Below are 19,019 nucleotides of genomic sequence, written 5' to 3'. Positions count from 1 at the left end.
CCTCTCCGGGCGCCGCGTGGCCACCGGCCCCGGCGTCCCCGGCCACCTCGCGAACGGCCGGGCTCGAGCACGCCGGGGAGCTGATAGTGTTGAACATGTCGACGCGGGGTAGAGCAGCTCGGTAGCTCGTTGGGCTCATAACCCAAAGGTCGCAGGTTCAAATCCTGTCCCCGCTACTTCTGGAAGGCCCGGCCGTTCACACGGCCGGGCCTTCCGCTTTCCCCGGGGTTTCCGCACTCCCGTGGGCCTCGGTTCAGCGAGGCGTCGGCAGGACGGCCGGCTCGCAGACGTCGGCAGGGCCGCCGACAGCCACACGATCATCGACGCCAACATCCCGGGACTGATGCACGCCTGCGCGTCGTACGGCCTGCCGAACGCCGCCCTGATCTCACGCAGCCGGTCCGTCGCCGTCGCGGCGGCGTAGACGCTCGTGACCCGCACCCCGTTGCCCGGCTCCTCCTGGCGCAGCGAGTCGGCCGGCTCCCGCAGCGCCGCCTTTGCTGCCGACGAACGCCGACCAGCCCGGCACGGCCCGCATCCCCGGCGAGGCGCTGACCGGCACCATATGGCCGCGCGAGTTTTCCACCCGAAGGTCACGGAGCAGTTACATTTCGTGGTGGGCTGACAACCTGTGAGCTGCGCCTCATACCTTTTCCTCAAATTCCGCTGGAAGCATCGACTTACTGGACTACCCGTCAGTAAGGTGACTGATCCATAGTCGAGCCTCCCGAGGTGGTCATGGCGCTGACCGGGTACGTGGGCCGCAAGGCCGGAAGCGTGCTGGGCCAGGTGGGCGAGCTGTTCGTGATCGTCCTCGAGGGCCTGCGCCGTACCTGGGACATCAAGACGTGGTGGTGGGAGTTCATCACCCAGTGCTGGTTCCTGGCCCGGGTGACCAGCGTTCCCGTGCTGCTGGTCTCACTCCCCCTGGGCGCGACCGTCGCCCTGCAGGTGGGTGAGCTGGCCTGGCAGCTGGGCGCCTCCTCCGCCACGGGCAGCGCGGTCTTCGTCGGCCTGGTGCGCGAGGTGGCGCCGATGGCCAGTGCCCTGCTCATCGCGGGCGCCGGGGGCAGCGCGATGACCTCCGACATCGGCGCGCGCCACATCCGCGACGAACTGGCCGCGATGGAGGTCATGGCGGTCAACCCGATCCACCGCCTGGTCACGCCGCGCATGTGGGCGGCCAGCACGGTCGCGGTCTGCCTGGCCCCGCTGGTGATCGTGGCGGGCGCGACGGGCGGCTACTTCTTCAACGTGGTCGTGCAGGGCGTCACCCCCGGGGCGTACTTCGACGGTGCCCTGTCGCTGGTCGTGACGACCGACCTGATCGTGACGCTGTTCAAGGCGTGGGTGTTCGGCTTCATCGCCGCCGCCGTGTCCTGCTACATGGGGATGACCTGTGCCACCAGCCCCGTCGGCGTGGGCCGCGCGGTCAACAAGGCGACCGTCGTCACGTTCATGCTGGTCTTCGCGATGAACTACGTGATCACCGCGATCTACTTCCTCGCCTTCCCCCCGAAGGTGCTGTGATGGTCACCCGTACGGCGGGCCTGCGCCTGGCCGGGGCAGGCAGGGAGGCGAGCGAGCGCTTCGCCCGCCTGGCCGACTGGCCGCTGTTCATCTGGAAGGTGCTCTTCTACTCCGTCCGCGACGTGATCCTGCGCCTGAAGTACCTCAAGGTCGTCCTGCGCCAGGTCAGCGACGTGGTCGTGGGCGTCGGCGCGACCGTCATCGGCGGCGGCATGATCTTCGTGGTCTTCACGATGGCCTTCGTCGTGGGCGCCACCGTCGGCCTGCAGGGCTATCAGGGCCTGCAGGCGATCGGCGCCGAGTCGTTCATGGGCCTGGTCGGCAGCTTCGCCAACGTCCGCGAGATCACCCCGATCATCGCGGCGGTCGCGCTGGCCGCGCAGGTGGGTTCCTCGTTCACCGCGGAGCTCGGCGCGATGCGGATCTCGGAGGAGATCGACGCGCTGGAGGTGATGGGCATCAACGCCTTCACCTACCTCATCTGCACCCGCGTGGTGGCCGCGCTGATCGCGCTGCTGCCGATCTACCTGATCGCGCTGTTCGCCAGCTTCTTCGCCACCCGGCTGATGTGCACGGTGCTGTTCGGGATGGCGCCGGGCGTCTACGACTACTACTTCTACATCGGCCTGCCGGTGAGCGACATCGTCTATAGCGTGATCAAGGTCGCGGTCTTCGCCTTCGTGGTCATCGTCATCCACTGCTACTACGGCTTCTACGCCACGGGCGGCCCGGTCGGCGTCGGCGTGGCCGCAGGGCGCGCGATCCGCCAGTCGATCGTCACGATCGTCCTGCTCAACCTGTTGCTGTCGTTCCTGTTCTGGGGGGACGGCAGCGGCGTGAAGCTGACGGGGTGAGCCATGGGCCGTAACGAGCTGTCCCTGCCGGCCCGCATGGCCGTGGCTCTGATCCTGGTCCTGGTCCTGGTCGCGGCGGGGTTCTTCCTCGTGCGTGGTGTCACGGAGGTCAGCGGCACCAGGATCCAGGCGGTGTTCGGCCGCGCGGGGCAGGGCATGGACACCAACTCCCCCGTCAAGATCCGCGGCATCACCGTGGGCGACGTGACCGCGGTCGATTTGAACGGCAAGGGCCAGGCGGTCGTCACCATGCACATCCAGCCGGGGGTGCGGCTGCCGCAGACCACGGTCGCCTCCATCGAGCCGACCTCCGTGTTCGGCCCCAAGTTCGTCGACCTGCGGCTCGGCTCCGGTGAGGTACGCGGCCCCTACCTGGGAGCGGGAGCCGTGATCACCGACACGGAGGAGCCGCTGGACCTGTCGGACTCGCTCGGCGACGCCTACAGGGGCCTGGACGCGGTGGATCCCCGCGAGGTCACCGTCATCGTGCACACGATCGCCAAGGGCCTGGAAGGCAAGGGCGAAACGATGCGGGAGCTCGTCGACGACGCGGGCACCGTGGTCGGCGTCGCGCACAGGCATCGCGAGCGGGCCAGAACGTTCCTGCGCGACACCGCCGCCCTGTCGGCCGGCCTCGCCGACAAGGGCGACGAGATCGTCTCCATCGCCTCCGACGTCAACACCGTCACCCCCAGCCTGCTGGAGCGGGCCGAGAAGGTGCGTGTCCTGCTCGACCAGATCTCCGACGTCTCCGAGCTCGGCGCCCACGGCCTGCGCAAGCACCGCGGGAACCTGCGCGAAGGCGTGCATTCGGCCGAGCGCGTGGCCGCGCTCATCTACGCCCAGCTCGGCCTGGCGGGCGACGGCGTGCGCGGCGTGACCAGACTGGTGGACCTGCTCAACAAGCTGATCGAGGCCCCCGGCCCTGACGGCAGCCGCCAGCTCCAGGTGGAGGCGTTCGTCGCGACCGACATCTGCGAGCTGATCGTGGGCTCCTGCGGCCCGACCGACGGAAGGCGCTGAAATGGCCGCCTCCAGAGAACGTGTCGTCCGCCGCTGGACGCTCCTGCGCTTCGGCCTGTTCTTCGCCATCACCGCCTCGCTGATCGTCGTGCTCGCCGTACAGATCGCCAGGGTCAGCACGGGCGCGGGATATCCGCTGGTCGCCACGTTCGACGACGTGTCGGGGCTGATGGAGGGCGACCAGGTCAAGATCGCAGGCGCTCCCGTCGGCCAGGTCAGGTCCATCAAGGTCGTGAACGGCAGGGCCGAGGTGACGCTGGAGGTCCAGGAGGCGGTGCGGATCCCCTCCGACAGCGAGGCCGCCATCAGGTGGCGCAACGCCGTCGGGCAGCGCGTGGTCTACCTCGTCCCCGGCACGGCACCCGACAAGCTCGCGCCGGGCGCCCGCATCGCCCGCACCGCCTCGGTCGTCGACATCGGCGAACTCGTCAGCGACCTCGGCCCGCTCACCAGAAGCCTGGACCCTGAGCAGATCAACCAGCTGCTGACCGCCGCGGGCAGGGCGCTGGAGGGCAACGACAAGAACATCCCCCGCCTGCTCGACAACGTCAACGACATCACCGGCACGGTCAACCAGCGCAAGGAGCTCATCCGCCAGTTGCTGAAGGACTACGCCACCGTCACGGGCGTGGTCGCCAAGCGCGACGAACAGATCGCCACGCTGGTCGACAACCTGGTCACCCTCTCGGAGTCGTTCGCCGACAACCGCGAGCTGATCGACGCGTCCCTGGTGGAGCTGTCGACGACCTTCCACGTCTCCAACGAGGTCCTCGGCAAGAACGCCGAGGAACTCGGCGCGGTCACCGACACCCTCGCCAGGCTCACCGCAGGCATCCGCCGCAACGTGGACAAGGTCGACAGGACGGTGAACACCATCCAGCCGTTGTTCAGCCGTGCCTACTCCAGCGTCAACCGCGGCCACTACTTCATCTCGGCCGTGCCGTGCGTGGCCCTGGGGCCCTCGCCCTGCCCCTATCCCATGGACACGCCGCCGCCGCTGCGGGAGAGCCTGAAGATCCAGAGCTCCAAGGACCTGCGCAGGCTCATGGTGGGTGACTGATGGCGCTGAAGTCGTTCCGCGACAGAAACAAGATCGTCGTCGGGCTGGTCTCCCTCGGCGTCCTGGGCTCGCTGTTCGTCGGCACGTTCCTGGTCGGCACGCTCGGCCTCTTCGAGGGCGGCTACTACATGTCGGGGATCTTCGTCGACTCCGGCGGGCTGAAGACGGGCAACGACGTGCGGGTGGCGGGCGTGCGCGTCGGCGAGGTGACCGAGGTACGGCCCGACTACTCCCAGGGCCACGTGGTGGTCACCTGGAAGGTCGACAGCGACGTACGGCTCGGCAGGAACACCAGGGCCGACATCACGCTGTCCAACCTGCTCGGCGGGCGGTACGTGAAGCTGACGGGCGCGGTGGCGGCGCCGTACCTCGACGAGCTGCCCGAGGCGCAGCGAACGGTCCCCGTCGAGCGCACCGGCACCCCTGTCCTGATCAACGACGCCCTGAAGGACGCGACCAGGCTGGTGGACAAGCTCGACACCAAGGCGGTCGACAAGCTCCTCACCGAGCTGGCCAAGGTCGACCTCGCCAAGCGGGGACGGGTGACGCGGCTGCTGAAGAACATCGGCGACCTGTCGGACACGATCAGCAAGAGCCAGCCCGACCTGCGCAAGCTCCTCGACAACGGCACCAGGATCATGGACGTCCTCGAGAAGAAGGACAAGCAGATCGGGCGGCTCATCGACGCGATCGAGATCATGCTCGACGAGCTGCGGGCGCGCAGGGCCGAGCTGCGCACGCTGCTGGGAGAGGGCAGCGCCCTGGTCTCCAGCACCACCAGCCTGATCGTGGAGCACGAGAAGAGCCTGGTGGACACCCTCGAGAACACCAGCGCGATCACCACGAAGCTGACGGGGAGCAGGGAGAAGTTCAACTCGGTGCTGGGGTGGGCGGGGCCGACGTTCGCGGGACTGGCGACGATGGGCGGCCAGGGGCCGTGGATCGAGGCCATCGCCACCGGGCTCGGGCCGATCAACCCCGAGGTGCTGGCCGCGATCGCCAAGGACAGGAAGAACGACCGATGACCTCCGGCACCCTGGACGTCCGGGCCCTCGCGCGACGCGGGACGGCGGTGCTCGTGATGATCGTCATGCTCGCCGCCACCGGCGGGTGCTCACTCCTCGGCCCCGCCCCCTACCATCTCGTCGCGATCTTCTCCAAGGCCCCCAGCCTCTACGAACAGGCCAGGGTCAAGGTGATGGGCCTCGACGCGGGCACCGTCGAGAAGATCACCATCGAGGGCGACAGGGTGCGGGTGGAGATGTCGGTCCACCCCGAGATCCCCCTGCCCCGGGACGTCAAGGCCGTCGTCGCCCCGCAGAACACCCTCGGCGAGCGCAACGTCGTCCTCTACCCTCCGTGGAAGCCCGGGCAGCCGAAGATCGCCCCAGGCGCGGTGATCCCCCTGGAGCGCACCGACCTGCCCGTGGAGATCGACGACGCCCTCGACGCCTTCACCAAGCTCACCGACGCCCTCGACACCGACAAGCTCGGCGACGTGGCGGGCGACCTCGCCGACGGCGTGAGGGGCCGTGGCAAGACGATCAACAACGCGCTCGCCGACACCGCTGAGCTGACCGACACGCTCGCCGCGCAGGACGAGCAGCTCATCGACCTGGCCAAGGGCCTCAACAAGCTGGCCACCAGCCTCAACAAGCGCGAGGGCCAGGTCACCAAGACGATCGACGCCTTCGCCGAGGCCAGCGCCACGCTGGCGGAGGAACGCCGGCGGCTGCGCGGGTTCATCTCCGGCATGGCCGAGTTCGTACGGCGGGGCGACGTGCTCATCGAGGCCTACCAGGAGCGCCTGCCCCAGGGCATCGCCACGCTGTCGGAGATGGTCCTCACCGTGCGCGCCAACAGCGAGCAGATGGCGCAGACGATCAAGGGCGCGGCGGACTTCGCCGACGTGATCATCGACGCGTGGGACAGGGACCAGCACGTCCTCAAGATCCGTGTCGTGCTGAACGCCATGACCAGGGCCTGGCTGGCGCCCCTGTTCGATTCGCTCAACCTGCCCAAGCTGACGTGCCTGCCGGGCGGGCTCAGCAACTGTCCCTACGAGCGGGGGAAGCGATGAGAGTCGGACACGCCGCGCTCGCCCTGGCCCTCACCACCTCGGGGTGCACGCTGCAGACGATCGGCGCGACGCAGGGCGAGCTGACGGTGTCGGCGACGTTCTCCGACGTGCAGAGCCTGGTGGTGGGCCACAGCGTGCAGATCTCCGACGTCAGGGTCGGCACCGTCACCGACGTGCGGCTGGACGGCTACCGGGCCAAGGTGACGATGGCGATCCAGCAGGACAAGCGGATCCCCGTGGGCACCAGCGCGACGGTGGCCAAGACCTCGATCCTGGGCGAGAACTACGTGCTGCTCAAGCCGCCCAAGGGCAAGGATCTGACCACCGGGCCCTTCCTGGCCGGCGGCGCCACCATCACCGACACCAGCGTCGAGGCCGACATCGAGCAGGTCACCGCCAAGGCGGGCCCGCTGATCGAGGCTCTCGGCGCCCAGGACGTCAACGCCATCCTCGACGCCGCCTCCACCGCCTTCGAGGGCAAGGGCGACGACCTCAACAAGCTGATCAGGCAGACCGCGCAGGTCACCGACAGCTACGCGGCCGCGCGAGCCGACATCGCGAGCACCATCGAGGGGCTGGCCAAGCTCGGCGATCAGCTCGCCAAGGGGAGCGAGGAGCTGGACAGGCTCCCCGGCACGCTCGCCGCCGCCACCGACAGGGTCAAGCACGGCCGCAAGCACATCAAGAAGGCGATCGTCGCGCTGACGAAACTGGCGAAGGAGGCGAATGTCACCGTCTACCCGCGCCATGCGGCCAGGCTCCGTACGCTGCTTCGTGAGGTGGACGCCATCAGCGCGTCGATGCTGCGCGGCAAGGAGGACCTCAAGACGCTGATCACCAGGATGCAGGCCTACATCGACCTCCCGCCGATCACGGTCAACGGCCAGGTGCTGATCTACATCTGGCTGAAGGGCCTGCTGCTGCCGAAGAACAAGGGCATCATCCCGAACACGCCGAACGTCGACCCGGGCCCGCAGCCCAACCGCAAGGACGACTTCCGCCTGCTGTGGGAGCCGCCGCGATGAGACCCCGCATCTACCTCAACCTGGTCTTCTTCGCACTGCTGGGCCTCGTGATGACGGTCTGGGCGTTCAGCACGATCATCAAGCTCGACGTGATCACCCGGCCCTACAGGGTCTCGGCCGAGTTCGTCTCCTCTCCCGGCCTCGTGCGCGGCTTCGACGTCGCCTACCTCGGCGTCCGCGTCGGCAAGATCGGCGACGTACGGCTCGCGCCCGGCAGGATCGTGGTCGGGCTCGACATCGACAGGGAGATCAGGCTCCCCAGGGCCAGCACGGCGGAGGTGCGGCGCAAATCGGCCATCGGCGAGCCGTACGTGGAGCTGTCACCGCCCAAGACCGGCGTGGGCGGGCCGTCGCTCGCGCCTGGCGACGTGATCCCGCTGGCCAGGACGACCGTACCGCTCGACTACAAGAAGCTGTTCGAGGGCGTGGGCAAGCTGCTCGAGGCCGTCCCCGCCAAGGACGCCAAGACGATCACCCACGAGCTGGCGGTGTCCCTGGACGGCCGGGCGCCGTCCATCAGGAGCATCATCGACGACGCCCACGGCCTGACCGACACCCTCGCCGACAACTCCAGGACACTCGACGAGCTCGCGGTGCAGCTCACCCAGCTCACCGGCACGCTGGCCGGCCGTAGGGACAAGCTGGCCGCGGGCATCACCGATCTGGCCACGGTGACCGGATCGCTGCGCGAGTCCCGCAAGGACCTGTACGCCTTCCTCGACAACGGGCCGGGCGTGTTCGGGCAGATCGACACCCTGCTCAGGACGGCGAGGCCCGGCTTCTCCTGCGCGCTGACGGCCGCGGGCCTGCCGCACCGGCCGATCTTCTCCGCGGCCACGGAACGCAACCTCAACCACCTGCTGCGCAGCGTCCCGACCGCGCTCAGCCTGGCCGACGACATCAGCGACAAACGCCCCGACGGCACCGTGTACGGCAAGTCGACGTTCATCTTCAGCGTTCCCGGCGGTCCGCAGCCGGCCGAGGAGTACGAGAACCCCATCGGGCCGCCGAAGATGGCGCCGCTGCTGAAGTGCCCGAGGCACGCGCCGGTCGCCACGGTGGACTTCACGCAGGACAGGGGCCCGCACGAGGGCAACGACAGCCCCACGTCCCCCGCGGACGGCCGGCAGGCCGAACCCTCCGCCGACGCGGACAGGACCGGCTCGGGCGAGGCGGAGACCGAGACCGACGCGCAGGCCAAGGGGAAGGCCGAGGCGAAGTCCGGGGCCGATGAGAGCCTGCCCGAGGCCACCGGCCCCTCTGCCGCCGCCGCTCAGGACCAGCCCACCCTCACCGCCACCTCGCAGAACCTCGCACCGCTCGTCATCGCGGTCCTCCTGGCACTCGTCGTCTGCGGCGGCGTGCTGGGCTGGGTCGCGGTGGGGCGGTCCTCTCGCCGCCGCGGAACGGAGTGACACTTGACATCCTCCCCACGGATGAATCCGGGGGATTCCAGCCCTCACGGGTCGGATCTTCCTGCTTCACAGGCGACAGCCCACACACACCCGAAGGTGGGCGACCGGTCTTACGTAGCCTCCACAGGCTTCACATCCCGCCAGCCCGGCGGTAGGCCCACACAGGCCAGCTTGGATATCACCAGCCCGTCCGAACACCTGAACCATACCAAGAGAGGTCGCTGCGATGCGGATCAGGAAAGGTCACTGCACCGCTCGGGCCTTGACGGCCCTCTCGAGCTCCCGATTCCTCACCAAGGCTGAAGCCCGTGGTCTCCTCGGGAGTCACCGATGAGCACCAAGCAGGACCTCGCCGAGGAGACCACCCGGGAGGAGGAGAGCGCGCCCTCCGGCGCGGCGGCCGAGGCGCCGGGAAGCGCCGAGCCGAAGCCCGCCTTGGAGCAGACCTCGGCGTCGACATCCGCACCCCCGAAGACGGCGGACCCGGAGACAGCCGACCCAGAGACCGCCGAACGAAAGACGGCGGACCCGCAGACCGCGGACGTGAACCCCTCGGAGGCGCGGACGGCGAACGGGAAGGCCGACGACCCGACGACGGCAGACGCGGGTGCAGGGGACCTCACTGGAGGGGACCCCGCTGAAGGAGACGGCGGTGAAGGGGACGCCCGACGTAGGGGCGCGGGAGGCGGCGCGCGGTGGCGCGGGATGGCGATCGGGGCGGTGCTGGCGCTGGTCCTGGCGACGGCGGGGGTGACCGCCGTCGTGCAGTGGATCAGCGCCGACCGCCTCCAGAGCCGGCTGGCCCCGCTGGAGCACGACCGGCTGCTGCGCCTGGATGTCTCCGGCGCGGCGAGCGCGTTCGCCACCACCCTGCTCAGCTATGACTACAAGGACCTGCAGACCACGCGCGGCAAGGTCATCGCGATGACCGCAGGCGACTTCCTGGCCACCTACGACGAGGCGTTCGGCGGCCCGATGGAGCAGGTGATCGTCAAGCTTGAGGCCGTGTCCAAGGCGACGGTCCGCGAGGTGTACCTCTCGGAGGTCGACGACGCCTCAGCCAAGGCCCTGGTCTCGGTCGACCAGCAGGTCACGAGCAAGGAGGCGGTGCGCAACGTCCTCGGCACCCACCTGAAGATGGTCATGATCAAGCAGAAGGGCGTGTGGAAGGTCAGCGACGTCACCGTCCTCGGCGCGGCCAAGGAGACCGAGACGAAGCTCGACAAGAAGGGCTAGAGCCGTTCGCGGCCCGGCCTCTAGTCTGGGCGGATGCGTGATCCAGTGGCGATGGGCGCTCCCGTCGAGGAAGTCACGGGTTCGGCCGACTGGCTGACCGAGGTGGAGAGGCAGCGGGCGGCCAGGTTCGTCCACGACTCCGACCGTCGTGCGTTCGTCGCCGCCCACCTGCTCGTACGGCACTGCGCCGCCGCCTATCTCGGCCTGCCGCCGGAGAAGCTCACGCTGCTGCAGCACTGCGAGGTACACGGCCCCGGTCACGGCAGGCCGTACCTGGAGCAAGCTCCTGAGCTGGGCGTCAGCCTGAGCCACACGCGCGGCTACGTGTGCGCGGCGGCCGGCCACGGCAGGGTCGGCGTCGACGCCGAGCGGGTGAGCCAGGGCCCGATGGACGAGGGGCTCGCGGGCCAGGTGCTCACCAGCGGGGAGCGGGCGCTCGTCACGGGCAACGCCGGCCTCATCAGGATCTGGGCGCGCAAGGAGGCGCTGGTCAAGCGGGGCGAGCTGACCCTCGGCCGGCTGCGCGAGGTGGATCTGTCGGGGCTGGCCGACCAGGAGCGCCAGGAGTGGCAGGGGCGGCACCTGCTGGAGTGGACGGCTCACGGACCGGTGATTGTGACTGTTATCACCGACCGCCCGGCGACCAGAATTCCGATAAATTAGCAGGTAGACGGTAAGATACCAATGTGTTCTACAAGAAGCCCATCGAGGAGCGCATCGCGGACCGGATGGCCAAGCGCAAGCCCCTGGAAGAGGGCAAGCACTTCGAGCACGGCCCCGCCAAGTTCGTCTTCATCTCCCTGATCACCGCTGTCGTGCTGATGCACTTCGTCGGCCTGGCGGTCGTCATGCACTTCTACGGCTAGACCCCTGGACCTGCGGCCTACCGCGCGCGTTTCCTCCTGACATGAGTAGGCGTCGGATCCAGGAAGACCTGGACGACTCCGGGGAACTGCTCGCGTAGCCTCGCGTCCACCTCGTCACAGGCGATCTCGACAGCGAGGCGTTGTCCACGATCAGCTTGAGCGCGATCGCCAGCAGCAGGACGCCGATCAGCACCGAGGCGACGCCGTCCCATACGGGATCGCCCGTGAGCCGGGCGCCCAGCAGGCCGAGCGCGGCGATCACCAGGCCCGTCAGCGCCGCCGTGTCCTCGAACAGGACGGCCTTCAACGCGGTGTCCGAGGTGCGCAGGACGAAGGCCTGAGGGCTGATGCCGCGCCGTTCGGCCTCCTTGCGGACCTGCGACATGGCCTTCGCCCAGGAGATCGCCTCGATCACGAACGAGACGGCCAGCACGACGAAGGACAGACGGAGGTCCGACAGGTCCTCCCCGTGGGTGATCGCGTGGAATCCGTGGGTGATGGAGAAGCCGGCCCCACCGACGAGCGTGGCGCCCGCCGCCATCAGCGCCCAGAAGAACCCCGCCTTGCCGTGACCGAAGGGGTGGCGGCGGTCGGGGGGTTTCTCCGTACCGCCAGCAGCAGCAACAACTCGGTCACGGTGTCGGCGGTCGAGTGGGCCGCCTCGGAGAGCATCGCGGCGGAGCCGCCGAGCAGGCCGGCGACCAGCTTCGCCGCCGCGATGGCCAGATTGGCCAGGCCCGCGACGATGACCGTCCCTGTCGACTCCGCCACGAGAGATCACTCTACGTGAGGGGAATAGTTGAATCTTCTACTATGTTGCAGAGCGGCAGAACCGAACCCCGTGAGGAGTCGACATGCTGCTGTCACAGGACGCCCAGGACCTTCTGTTCCGCGAGGCGCACACCACCTATGGCTTCACCGGCGAGCCGGTCACCGACGACGAGATTCGCGCCGTCCACGACCTGGTGAAGTACGGCCCGACGGCGATGAACGGCCAGCCGCTGAGGGTGCTGCTGGTCCGCTCGGACGAGGCCCGCGAGCGCCTGACCGCCCACATGGCGCCAGGGAACAAGCCGAAGATCGGCAAGGCGCCGCTGGTCGCGATCCTCGCCGCCGACCTCGACTTCCACCACGAGCTGCCGAGGCTCTTCCCTGCCAACCCGAACGCCAGGGACGGCTTCGAGCGCGACGAGGCCGGACGTGTCGCCTCCGCCAAGTTCAACGCCGGGCTCCAGACCGCCTACTTCATCGTCGGCCTGCGCGCCGCCGGCCTGGCGGCCGGACCGATGGGCGGCTTCGACGCGGACGGCCTCAGCAAGGAGTTCTTCCCGCAGGGCGGCCACCACGCCGTCGCCGTGGTCAACATCGGCAGGCACGCCGAGAGCGACTCCCACTACCCGCGTCAGCATCGACTCAGCTACGACGAGGTCGTCACCGTCGTCTGAGAGGTAAATTGGGATCATGAGCACGCCTCGCTGGCTTACCACGACAGAACAGCGCGCTTGGCGTGCCCACCTCGCCGTGCACAAGCTCCTCATGCACCGCCTCGGCATCGATCTCCAGGAGTTCGGCCTCTCGGTGAACGACTACGAGATCCTCGTCAACCTCTCGGAATGTCCGGGCAAGCGCATGCGCATGAGCGATCTGGCCGACGCCACGATCCAGTCGCGCAGCCGGCTGTCGCACCAGATCTCGAGAATGGAGGCCGCGGGCCTGGTCACCAGGGAAGACTGCCCCGACGACAGACGCGGCACGTTCGCGGTGCTGACCGAGGAGGGGTGGGCCACGATGCAGCGCGTCGCGCCTTACCACGTCGCCAGTGTGCGCGAGCATTTCGTCGACCTGCTGACCGACGACCAGCTCGACGCGCTCGAACAGGCCTACAACCCGATTCTCGAGCACCTCAAGAGTCTGCGCTGAGCGCTACGATCCGGGCATGCTGCGAAAGCTCCTCCTCGCCCTCTCCCTCGCGATGGCGCTGACGGCCTGCTCCAGCCAGGAGGCCCTGCCCCAGGGCCCTGAGCTGGTGAAGAAGTCCGCCGAGGCGATGAAGGCGGTCACGAGCGCGTCGTTCTCGATCACGACGGACGGCACGCCCAAGATCCAGCTCAAGAAGGCCGACGGCAGGCTGACCTCCACCGGCGACGCCGACGGCACGCTGCAGATCTCGCTGATGAACAGCCTGCAGGAGTTCAGCTTCGTGATAATCGGCGACACGGTCCACTTCAAGGCCACGACGGGCGGCTACCAGAAGGTGCCGAAGCAGCTGCTGATGACGGGCGTGGGCTACGATCCCTCGACGCTCCTCGATCCGGACAAGGGCATCTCGGCGCTGCTCGGCGGGCTCGGCCAGCCGACCACCGAGGCGGTGGACGGCGGCGCCTACCGCGTCGCCGCCACCTTCCCAGGCAAGACGATGGGCGCGCTGATCCCCGGCGTCACCGCCGACATCAACGGCAAGCTCTGGATCGACACGGCCTCCAGCAGGCTCACCAGGATCGACCTGCCGCTCGACGGCGGATCCGTCACGGTGACGCTGTCGGACTACGACGCCCGGTTCACCATCACCCCGCCCGCCGGATGAACCCGCGCCGCAACGTCGCTCTCGGGGTGGGCGGCACCGCCGTCCTGCTGGCCGCCCTCGACGCGTACGTGGTCGTCACCGTCCTGATCGGCATCGCCCAGGACGTCGGCGTCCCCATCAACCGGCTGGAGCGGGTCACCCCCGTCGTCACCGGGTTCCTGCTCGGCTACGTGGCCGCGATGCCGCTGCTCGGCCAGCTGTCCGACCGGTACGGCAGGCGCCCCCTGATCCACGCCTGCCTGGCCTGCTTCGCCCTCGGTTCGGTCCTCACCGCGCTGGCCGCCTCCCTGCCCATGGTCGTGGCGGGCCGTACCGTGCAGGGCGTCGCGGGTGGCGCGCTGCTGCCGATCACGATGGCGCTGGTCGGCGATCTGTGGAAGGACGACGAGCGGCCTGTGGCGCTCGGCGCCGTCGGGGCCGCCCAGGAGCTCGGCAGCGCCCTCGGCCCGCTCTACGGCGCGGTCGTGGCCCTGCTGCCCGCCTTCTCCCTGCTGGGTGTGGACCTGGGCGGCTGGCACGCGATCTTCTGGCTGAACGTGCCGCTGGCGGCGCTGGCCGCCGTCGCGGTCCAGCGGACCGTCCCCGCGTCCGAGGCGCGCGCAGGGAGGGTCGACGTCGCCGGCGGCGCGCTGCTCGCCGTGGCGCTCGGGCTGCTGGTGGCCGGGCTGTACAACCCCGATCCTGCCAAGGCCGTCCTGCCCGCGTGGGGCCCGCCGCTGATCGGCGCGGGCCTGCTGGTCGCGGCGGCGTTCGTCTGGTGGGAGATCCGCTCCCCCGTCCGACTGCTCGACCTCACCGGCGTCCCCAAGGGGCCGCTGCTGGCCACGCTCGGCGTCAGCTTCCTGTCGGGCGCGGCGCTGCTGGTCACGATGGTGTTCGTGCAGCTGGCCTCGCAGACGCTGTTCGGCGCCGACGCGCTGGGCGGGGCGCTCACGCTGGCCTGGTTCCTCGGCGCGCTGGTGGCGGGTGCGCCGGCGGGCGGCCTGCTCACCAGGAGGTACGGCGAGCCGCCCGTCATGGTCGCCGGGCTGGTCGTGGCGACGGCGGGCTTCTGGCTGCTGTCGGGCTCGCTCACGGGCCCGCTCGACCTCGTGGTCGCGGGGTCCGGGCTCGGTGTGGTGATCGCGCCCGTCTCCTCGGCCGCGCTGCGCGTCATGCCGGCCGCCCAGCACGGTGTCGCCTCCGCCGCGGTCGTGGTGGCCAGGATGATGGGCATGCTGATCGGGATCGCCGCGGTGTCGGCGTGGGGGTTCTACCGCTTCCAGTCGCTCACCGCCGACCTCGACACCCCGCTGCCCCTCGGCGTCGACCCTGCCACCTACGCAGGCCGGCTGGCCGCCTACACCGCGAAGGTGCAGGCGGCGCTGCGGGTGGAGTACACCGAGATGTTCGTGGCGACCGCCGCGCTGTGCGTGCTCGGCGCGGCGGTCGCGCTGGTGGTCAGGGTGCCAGCCGGTGCAGGTCGCGGGGAAAGAGCGTCGCGGACCTGACGTTGGCGGCCCCCGTCAGCCTGGCGGTCCACCGCTCCAGGCCGATCGCGAACCCGCCGTGCGGCGGCATGCCGTGCGCGAACGCCGACAGGTAGCCCTCGTACGGCCCGACGTCCTCGCCGAGCACGGCGAGGTAGTCGGCGTGCCTGTGCAGCCGCTGCCCGCCGGTGACCAGCTCCAGCCCCCTGAACAGTAGGTCGAAGCCGTTGGAGTAGCCGGGCCGCTCGGGGTCGGGATGGGTGTAGAACGGCCGCTTGACCATGGGGTAGCCGGTGACGAACAGGAACTCCGAGCCGTGTTCCCTCATCGCCCACTCCGACAGCCACCGCTCCTGCGCGGGTGACAGGTCGGGCTCGTCCTCGCCGGTCATCTCCTGCGCCTCGGTGAAGTGGATCGAGGGGATCTCCCCCGGCACCTCGGGCAGCGCGACGCCGAGCGTCTCCACGGCCTGGCCCGCGCGCCGCCGTACCTCCTCGGTCATCCCCGCGAGCGCCTCTCTCAGCACCGCCATCACGTCACGGTGGTCGCGCACGAAGCCCAGCTCGGCGTCGAGCGAGGTGTACTGCGCCAGGTGGCGGGCGGTGTCGTGCGGCTCGGCGCGGAAGACGGGGCCGACCTCGTAGACCCGCTCGAACACCCCGACCATCGCCTGCTTGTAGAACTGCGGCGACTGGGCGAGGTAGGCGGGCCTGCCGAAGTAGTCGATGCCGAACACGTTGGCGCCCGACTCGGTGGCCGAGGCGACGATCTTCGGCGTCTGGATCTCGGTGAACCCGAGGGAGTCGAGCGCCGACCTGAACCCGGCGACACCGGCCGCCGCGATCTGGAACGGCGCGCGCAGCGCGGGATGCCGCAGCGCGACGGGCGCGTGGTCGAGGATCGTGGGCAGCGCCGCGGGCACTCCTGGACGGTAGAGGTCGAACGGCGGTGCCACGGCGGGCTCGGCCAGCACGGTGATCTCCGGCGCGGTGAGCTCGACGCCGCCGGGCGCCTGCGGGTTGACCGTGACAGCGCCCGTCACCTCGACGACGCTCTCCTCCACCGGCAGGTCGCCGGACAGGACCGCCTGCGCCAGACCCGTACGGTCGCGCAGGATGAGGAACGAGACGGACTTCAGCTGTCGCCTGCGGTGAACCCACCCGGCGACCTTCACTCGTTGTCCGGCGTGCTCCGCGAGCTCCGCCGACAGGACACGAGAGATCATCACAACTCCTTGAGCCGCATGATCCCTTGGGGACGCGGGGGAGAAGGGAACTCCCGGTGCCACCGCGCCTTCGCCGCTCTCGCGAGCGGCCTCACACGACCCTGTGACGGAGGTCAGCCCGGCGGGGCATTTCCTCCCCGCACTCAGGAGTGTCTTCGCCCGGGGTCGTGGGACCGCCTTCCCAGCTTCCAGCGGCTCTCTCGGCCCTCGACGGGCCCGGGTTACTCGTCTCCCTCGACGTGTTGCGCAGGATGCTAGCACGCGTTACAGAGCGGGTGAGTATGGGGCTACTCATGCGGGAGTGGGTATCTCGCGCTCAGCATGGGAGGACCGATCCCCCTGAGGAGCACGACATGCGCAAGGTCCTGGTCGTCTTCACCGTGATCCAGCTCGCCCTCGTGGTTCTGCAGTTCTACCTCGCGACCTATGGCGCGTTCGAGACGCCGAGGCCGTCCAACCCCGAGGCGGCGGCGATCGGGTGGCACGTCATGAACGGCTTCATCCTCATCCCCGCCGTCTCCCTGATCACCACGATCATCGCGGCCATCGCCCGCGCGCCCGGCAAGCTCATCGGCACCTGCGCCGCTCCCATCGTCCTGGTGGCCGTCCAGATGTTCGTGCTGTTCCCGCTGGCGGAGCTGGCCGGCGCGACGCAGGAGAAGACCTCGCCCGCGAGCCTGTACGTGCTGGGCTTCCACGCCATCGTCGGCGTCCTGCTGCTGGGCGCGGCCATCTCCGCATGGCGGGGGGCGCAGGCCCACGCCAAGACCGCGACGGGCCACCGGGCCACCGAAACCGTGTGAGCACGGCCGCGCTGCTCGCGCTCGACCGGATCCTGGTCATTCTGGTCGCCGTTTCGTGGGGCTTCGCGGGAGGCCACGCCCTGGTCTCCCGCAAAGCCGTGCCGTCGGCGCTGCTGGTGCTCGCCGCCCTGCTGGCGACGGCCTGCAGGGTCGCGGTGACCGCGGGGCTGGCGAGCGCGGGGTGGTGGTTCGCGGGCGAGAAGGTGACGCTGGCGCTCCCCCTGCTGCTGCCGCCCGCCCTGGCGGCCGCGGTGGTGTCGCTGCCCAGGATGCTGCGCGGCTCCTTCACCCCGCTGACCGTCGTCTTCCCGCTGGCCGCGGCCTACGCGGGGATGGCGGGGGCGGCCGTCTCGGTGGGGATGGGGTATCCGCTCGCGCCGTACCCGTCGGTGGTGCTGGTGCTGGCCGTCCTCGGCGCGAGCGCCGCCACCTGGTCGATGCTCACACGCAGGGGGCGGCGGGGGCGAGCGTGGCGGGTGGCGGGGGCCGTGGTGGCGGCGCTGGCGGTGGCGTGGACGGGCCTGTCGATGTGGAACGCCCGCCCCGCCGCCGCGCTGCGTCTGTCCCCCTCAGGCTCCGTCGGCGTCAGCGAGCTGCGCGGCCCCTCCGGCGGCCCTGTCCGGCGCTTCGAGCTGACCGCGAAAGCGGCCACGATCACGCTCGCCTCGGGTCGCAGGGTCGAGGCGCTGACCTTCAACGGTGCCTCCCCCGGCCCGGCCCTCCGCGTACAGCAGGGCGAGACGGTGGAGGTACGGCTGCGCAGCGAGCTGGCCGACCGGGGCGTCACCCTGCACTGGCACGGCTACCACGTGCCCAACGGCGAGGACGGCGTGCCGGGGCTCACGCAGGACGCCGTCCGCGAAGGCGGCTCGTTCGTCTACCGCTTCAGCGCCGACCAGCCGGGCAGCTACTGGTACCACACGCATGAGACGCCCAACCTGGCGCTGCAGGCGGGGCTGTTCGGCACACTCACCGTCGATCCCGCCGCGCCCGAGGGGTTCGACGAGCCCGTCGCGCTGCACACGTTCGGGGGTGCGCTGACCGTGTCGGTGGCGGGCGGGCCTCCGGCCGACGGCACCGCCACGCGGACCGTCGCGGCCGGCACGCCCGTGCGGCTGCGGGTGGTCAACACCGACAACGGGCCCAGGACGCTGGGTGTCAGCGGCGTGCCGTACCGGATCGCGGCGGTGGACGGCATGGCGGTGGCCGGCCGCGTGCTGGCGGACGAGCGGGCGCAGCTCGCCGCGGGCGGACGTTACGACCTGGCGTTCACCATGCCGTCACGGCCCGTGCTGATGTCGGCCGGAGCCGCGGGCCTGCTGCTCACGCCGGGCTCGGGCGCCGCTCCCCCGCCCGCCGCGGGGCCGCTCCTCGACATCACCCGCTACGGCGGCGGCGCGCAGGTGCCGGAGCGGTTCGACAGGTCGTACACGTGGGTGCTGGACCGGCTCGTCGCGTTGCGCGGCGGGATCCCGATGCTCTCGCACACGGTCAACGGGCAGGTGTGGCCCAGGGTGCCGCCGGCGGTCGTGCGGCGGGGCGAGTGGGTGCGGTTCACGGTGGTCAACAGGAGCGGGGAACTGCACCCGATGCACCCGCACGGCCACCACGTGCTGGTGCTGTCGCGCGACGGGGTGCGGGCGGCGCCGGTGTGGATGGACAGCTTCGACGTGGCGCCCGGCGAGGTGTGGGAGGTGGCGCTCAAGGCCGACAACCCCGGGGTGTGGCTGTCCCACTGCCACGAGCTCAGCCACGCGGCGGAGGGGATGACGCTGCACCTGGCCTACGAGGGCGTGCGCAGTCCCTTCACGCTCGACGCCCACAACCACCCGGAGTGAGCGCCCGCCCT

General features: G+C 70.0%; 19 protein-coding genes, 1 tRNA gene and 1 pseudogene. 19 read left to right on the top strand and 2 right to left on the bottom strand.

Annotated features, from left to right (window positions below; genetic code table 11):
- The first annotated feature begins 102 nt into the window (after positions 1–102).
- The 13 genes from AC3EO4_RS02910 to AC3EO4_RS02850 all read left to right on the top strand — a co-directional run bounded on the left by AC3EO4_RS02910 (position 103) and on the right by AC3EO4_RS02850 (position 11,089).
- A tRNA-Met gene (locus tag AC3EO4_RS02910) sits at positions 103–176 on the top strand.
- Between the two features lie 65 nt (positions 177–241).
- The gene (locus AC3EO4_RS02905) at positions 242–424 is read left to right on the top strand and encodes a hypothetical protein (RefSeq protein WP_431893492.1); all 183 of its coding nucleotides are present in this window, start codon (positions 242–244) and stop codon (positions 422–424) included.
- 314 nt (positions 425–738) lie between these two features.
- On the top strand, positions 739–1,530 hold the full coding sequence (locus tag AC3EO4_RS02900) for an MlaE family ABC transporter permease (protein WP_379578986.1): 792 nt from the start codon (positions 739–741) through the stop codon (positions 1,528–1,530).
- Positions 1,530–2,384, top strand: coding sequence for an ABC transporter permease (locus tag AC3EO4_RS02895; RefSeq protein ID WP_379578988.1), 855 nt, complete (start codon positions 1,530–1,532; stop codon positions 2,382–2,384). The genes AC3EO4_RS02900 and AC3EO4_RS02895 overlap by 1 nt, the downstream gene beginning before the upstream one ends.
- A gap of 3 nt (positions 2,385–2,387) precedes the next feature.
- On the top strand, positions 2,388–3,407 hold the full coding sequence (locus AC3EO4_RS02890) for an MCE family protein (RefSeq protein ID WP_431893489.1): 1,020 nt from the start codon (positions 2,388–2,390) through the stop codon (positions 3,405–3,407).
- Position 3,408: 1 nt separating this feature from the next.
- Entirely contained in the window at positions 3,409–4,467 is a 1,059-nt protein-coding gene (locus tag AC3EO4_RS02885; RefSeq protein ID WP_431893487.1) for an MCE family protein, read from the top strand.
- Entirely contained in the window at positions 4,467–5,492 is a 1,026-nt protein-coding gene (locus tag AC3EO4_RS02880; RefSeq protein ID WP_431893484.1) for an MlaD family protein, read from the top strand. The genes AC3EO4_RS02885 and AC3EO4_RS02880 overlap by 1 nt, the downstream gene beginning before the upstream one ends.
- Positions 5,489–6,547: an MCE family protein gene (locus tag AC3EO4_RS02875; protein ID WP_431893482.1), complete on the top strand. Its 1,059-nt coding sequence runs from the start codon at positions 5,489–5,491 to the stop codon at positions 6,545–6,547. The genes AC3EO4_RS02880 and AC3EO4_RS02875 overlap by 4 nt, the downstream gene beginning before the upstream one ends.
- A complete protein-coding gene (locus tag AC3EO4_RS02870) occupies positions 6,544–7,572 on the top strand; it encodes an MCE family protein (RefSeq protein WP_431893479.1) in 1,029 nt (342 codons plus the stop codon). The genes AC3EO4_RS02875 and AC3EO4_RS02870 overlap by 4 nt, the downstream gene beginning before the upstream one ends.
- Complete coding sequence (locus AC3EO4_RS02865) at positions 7,569–8,987, top strand: MlaD family protein (RefSeq protein ID WP_431893477.1); 1,419 nt, start codon at positions 7,569–7,571, stop codon at positions 8,985–8,987. The genes AC3EO4_RS02870 and AC3EO4_RS02865 overlap by 4 nt, the downstream gene beginning before the upstream one ends.
- Positions 8,988–9,317: 330 nt before the next feature.
- The gene (locus AC3EO4_RS02860) at positions 9,318–10,223 is read left to right on the top strand and encodes a hypothetical protein (RefSeq protein WP_431893476.1); all 906 of its coding nucleotides are present in this window, start codon (positions 9,318–9,320) and stop codon (positions 10,221–10,223) included.
- 33 nt (positions 10,224–10,256) lie between these two features.
- Positions 10,257–10,886, top strand: a complete 630-nt coding sequence (locus AC3EO4_RS02855) for a 4'-phosphopantetheinyl transferase family protein (protein ID WP_379579004.1) — start codon at positions 10,257–10,259, stop codon at positions 10,884–10,886.
- A gap of 23 nt (positions 10,887–10,909) precedes the next feature.
- Complete coding sequence (locus tag AC3EO4_RS02850) at positions 10,910–11,089, top strand: hypothetical protein (protein WP_379579006.1); 180 nt, start codon at positions 10,910–10,912, stop codon at positions 11,087–11,089.
- Here the strand turns inward: AC3EO4_RS02850 and AC3EO4_RS02845 are convergent.
- Positions 11,070–11,860: pseudogene (locus tag AC3EO4_RS02845) on the bottom strand (cation diffusion facilitator family transporter). The gene AC3EO4_RS02850 and the pseudogene AC3EO4_RS02845 overlap by 20 nt on opposite strands.
- Positions 11,861–11,943: 83 nt before the next feature.
- On the opposite strand from AC3EO4_RS02845, the gene AC3EO4_RS02840 reads away from it, so the two are divergent.
- Genes AC3EO4_RS02840 through AC3EO4_RS02825 form a run of 4 tightly spaced genes read left to right on the top strand, consistent with a single transcriptional unit; the run spans position 11,944 to position 15,163 of the window.
- Complete coding sequence (locus AC3EO4_RS02840; protein ID WP_431893472.1) at positions 11,944–12,534, top strand: malonic semialdehyde reductase; 591 nt, start codon at positions 11,944–11,946, stop codon at positions 12,532–12,534.
- A 16-nt stretch (positions 12,535–12,550) separates the two neighbouring features.
- Positions 12,551–13,009, top strand: coding sequence for a MarR family winged helix-turn-helix transcriptional regulator (locus tag AC3EO4_RS02835; protein ID WP_379579012.1), 459 nt, complete (start codon positions 12,551–12,553; stop codon positions 13,007–13,009).
- 16 nt (positions 13,010–13,025) lie between these two features.
- Positions 13,026–13,673 carry an LppX_LprAFG lipoprotein gene (locus AC3EO4_RS02830; protein ID WP_379579014.1) on the top strand — a complete coding sequence of 216 codons (648 nt, stop codon included), beginning with the start codon at positions 13,026–13,028 and terminating at the stop codon, positions 13,671–13,673.
- On the top strand, positions 13,670–15,163 hold the full coding sequence (locus tag AC3EO4_RS02825; RefSeq protein ID WP_431893469.1) for an MFS transporter: 1,494 nt from the start codon (positions 13,670–13,672) through the stop codon (positions 15,161–15,163). The genes AC3EO4_RS02830 and AC3EO4_RS02825 overlap by 4 nt, the downstream gene beginning before the upstream one ends.
- Here AC3EO4_RS02825 and aspS read toward each other — a convergent pair.
- Complete coding sequence (gene aspS / locus AC3EO4_RS02820) at positions 15,114–16,367, bottom strand: aspartate--tRNA(Asn) ligase (protein ID WP_431893467.1); 1,254 nt, start codon at positions 16,365–16,367, stop codon at positions 15,114–15,116. The genes AC3EO4_RS02825 and aspS overlap by 50 nt on opposite strands.
- Positions 16,368–16,720: 353 nt before the next feature.
- Between aspS and AC3EO4_RS02815 the strand changes: the two genes are divergently transcribed.
- Complete coding sequence (locus AC3EO4_RS02815; protein ID WP_431893466.1) at positions 16,721–17,170, top strand: DUF6220 domain-containing protein; 450 nt, start codon at positions 16,721–16,723, stop codon at positions 17,168–17,170.
- Complete coding sequence (locus AC3EO4_RS02810; protein ID WP_431893463.1) at positions 17,167–19,008, top strand: multicopper oxidase family protein; 1,842 nt, start codon at positions 17,167–17,169, stop codon at positions 19,006–19,008. The genes AC3EO4_RS02815 and AC3EO4_RS02810 overlap by 4 nt, the downstream gene beginning before the upstream one ends.
- Positions 19,009–19,019 lie beyond the last annotated feature (11 nt).

The sequence above is a fragment of the Nonomuraea sp. bgisy101 genome, from assembly GCF_057708945.1.
Note: the sequence above shows the minus strand (reverse complement) of the source record. Positions and strands in the feature narration are given on the sequence as shown.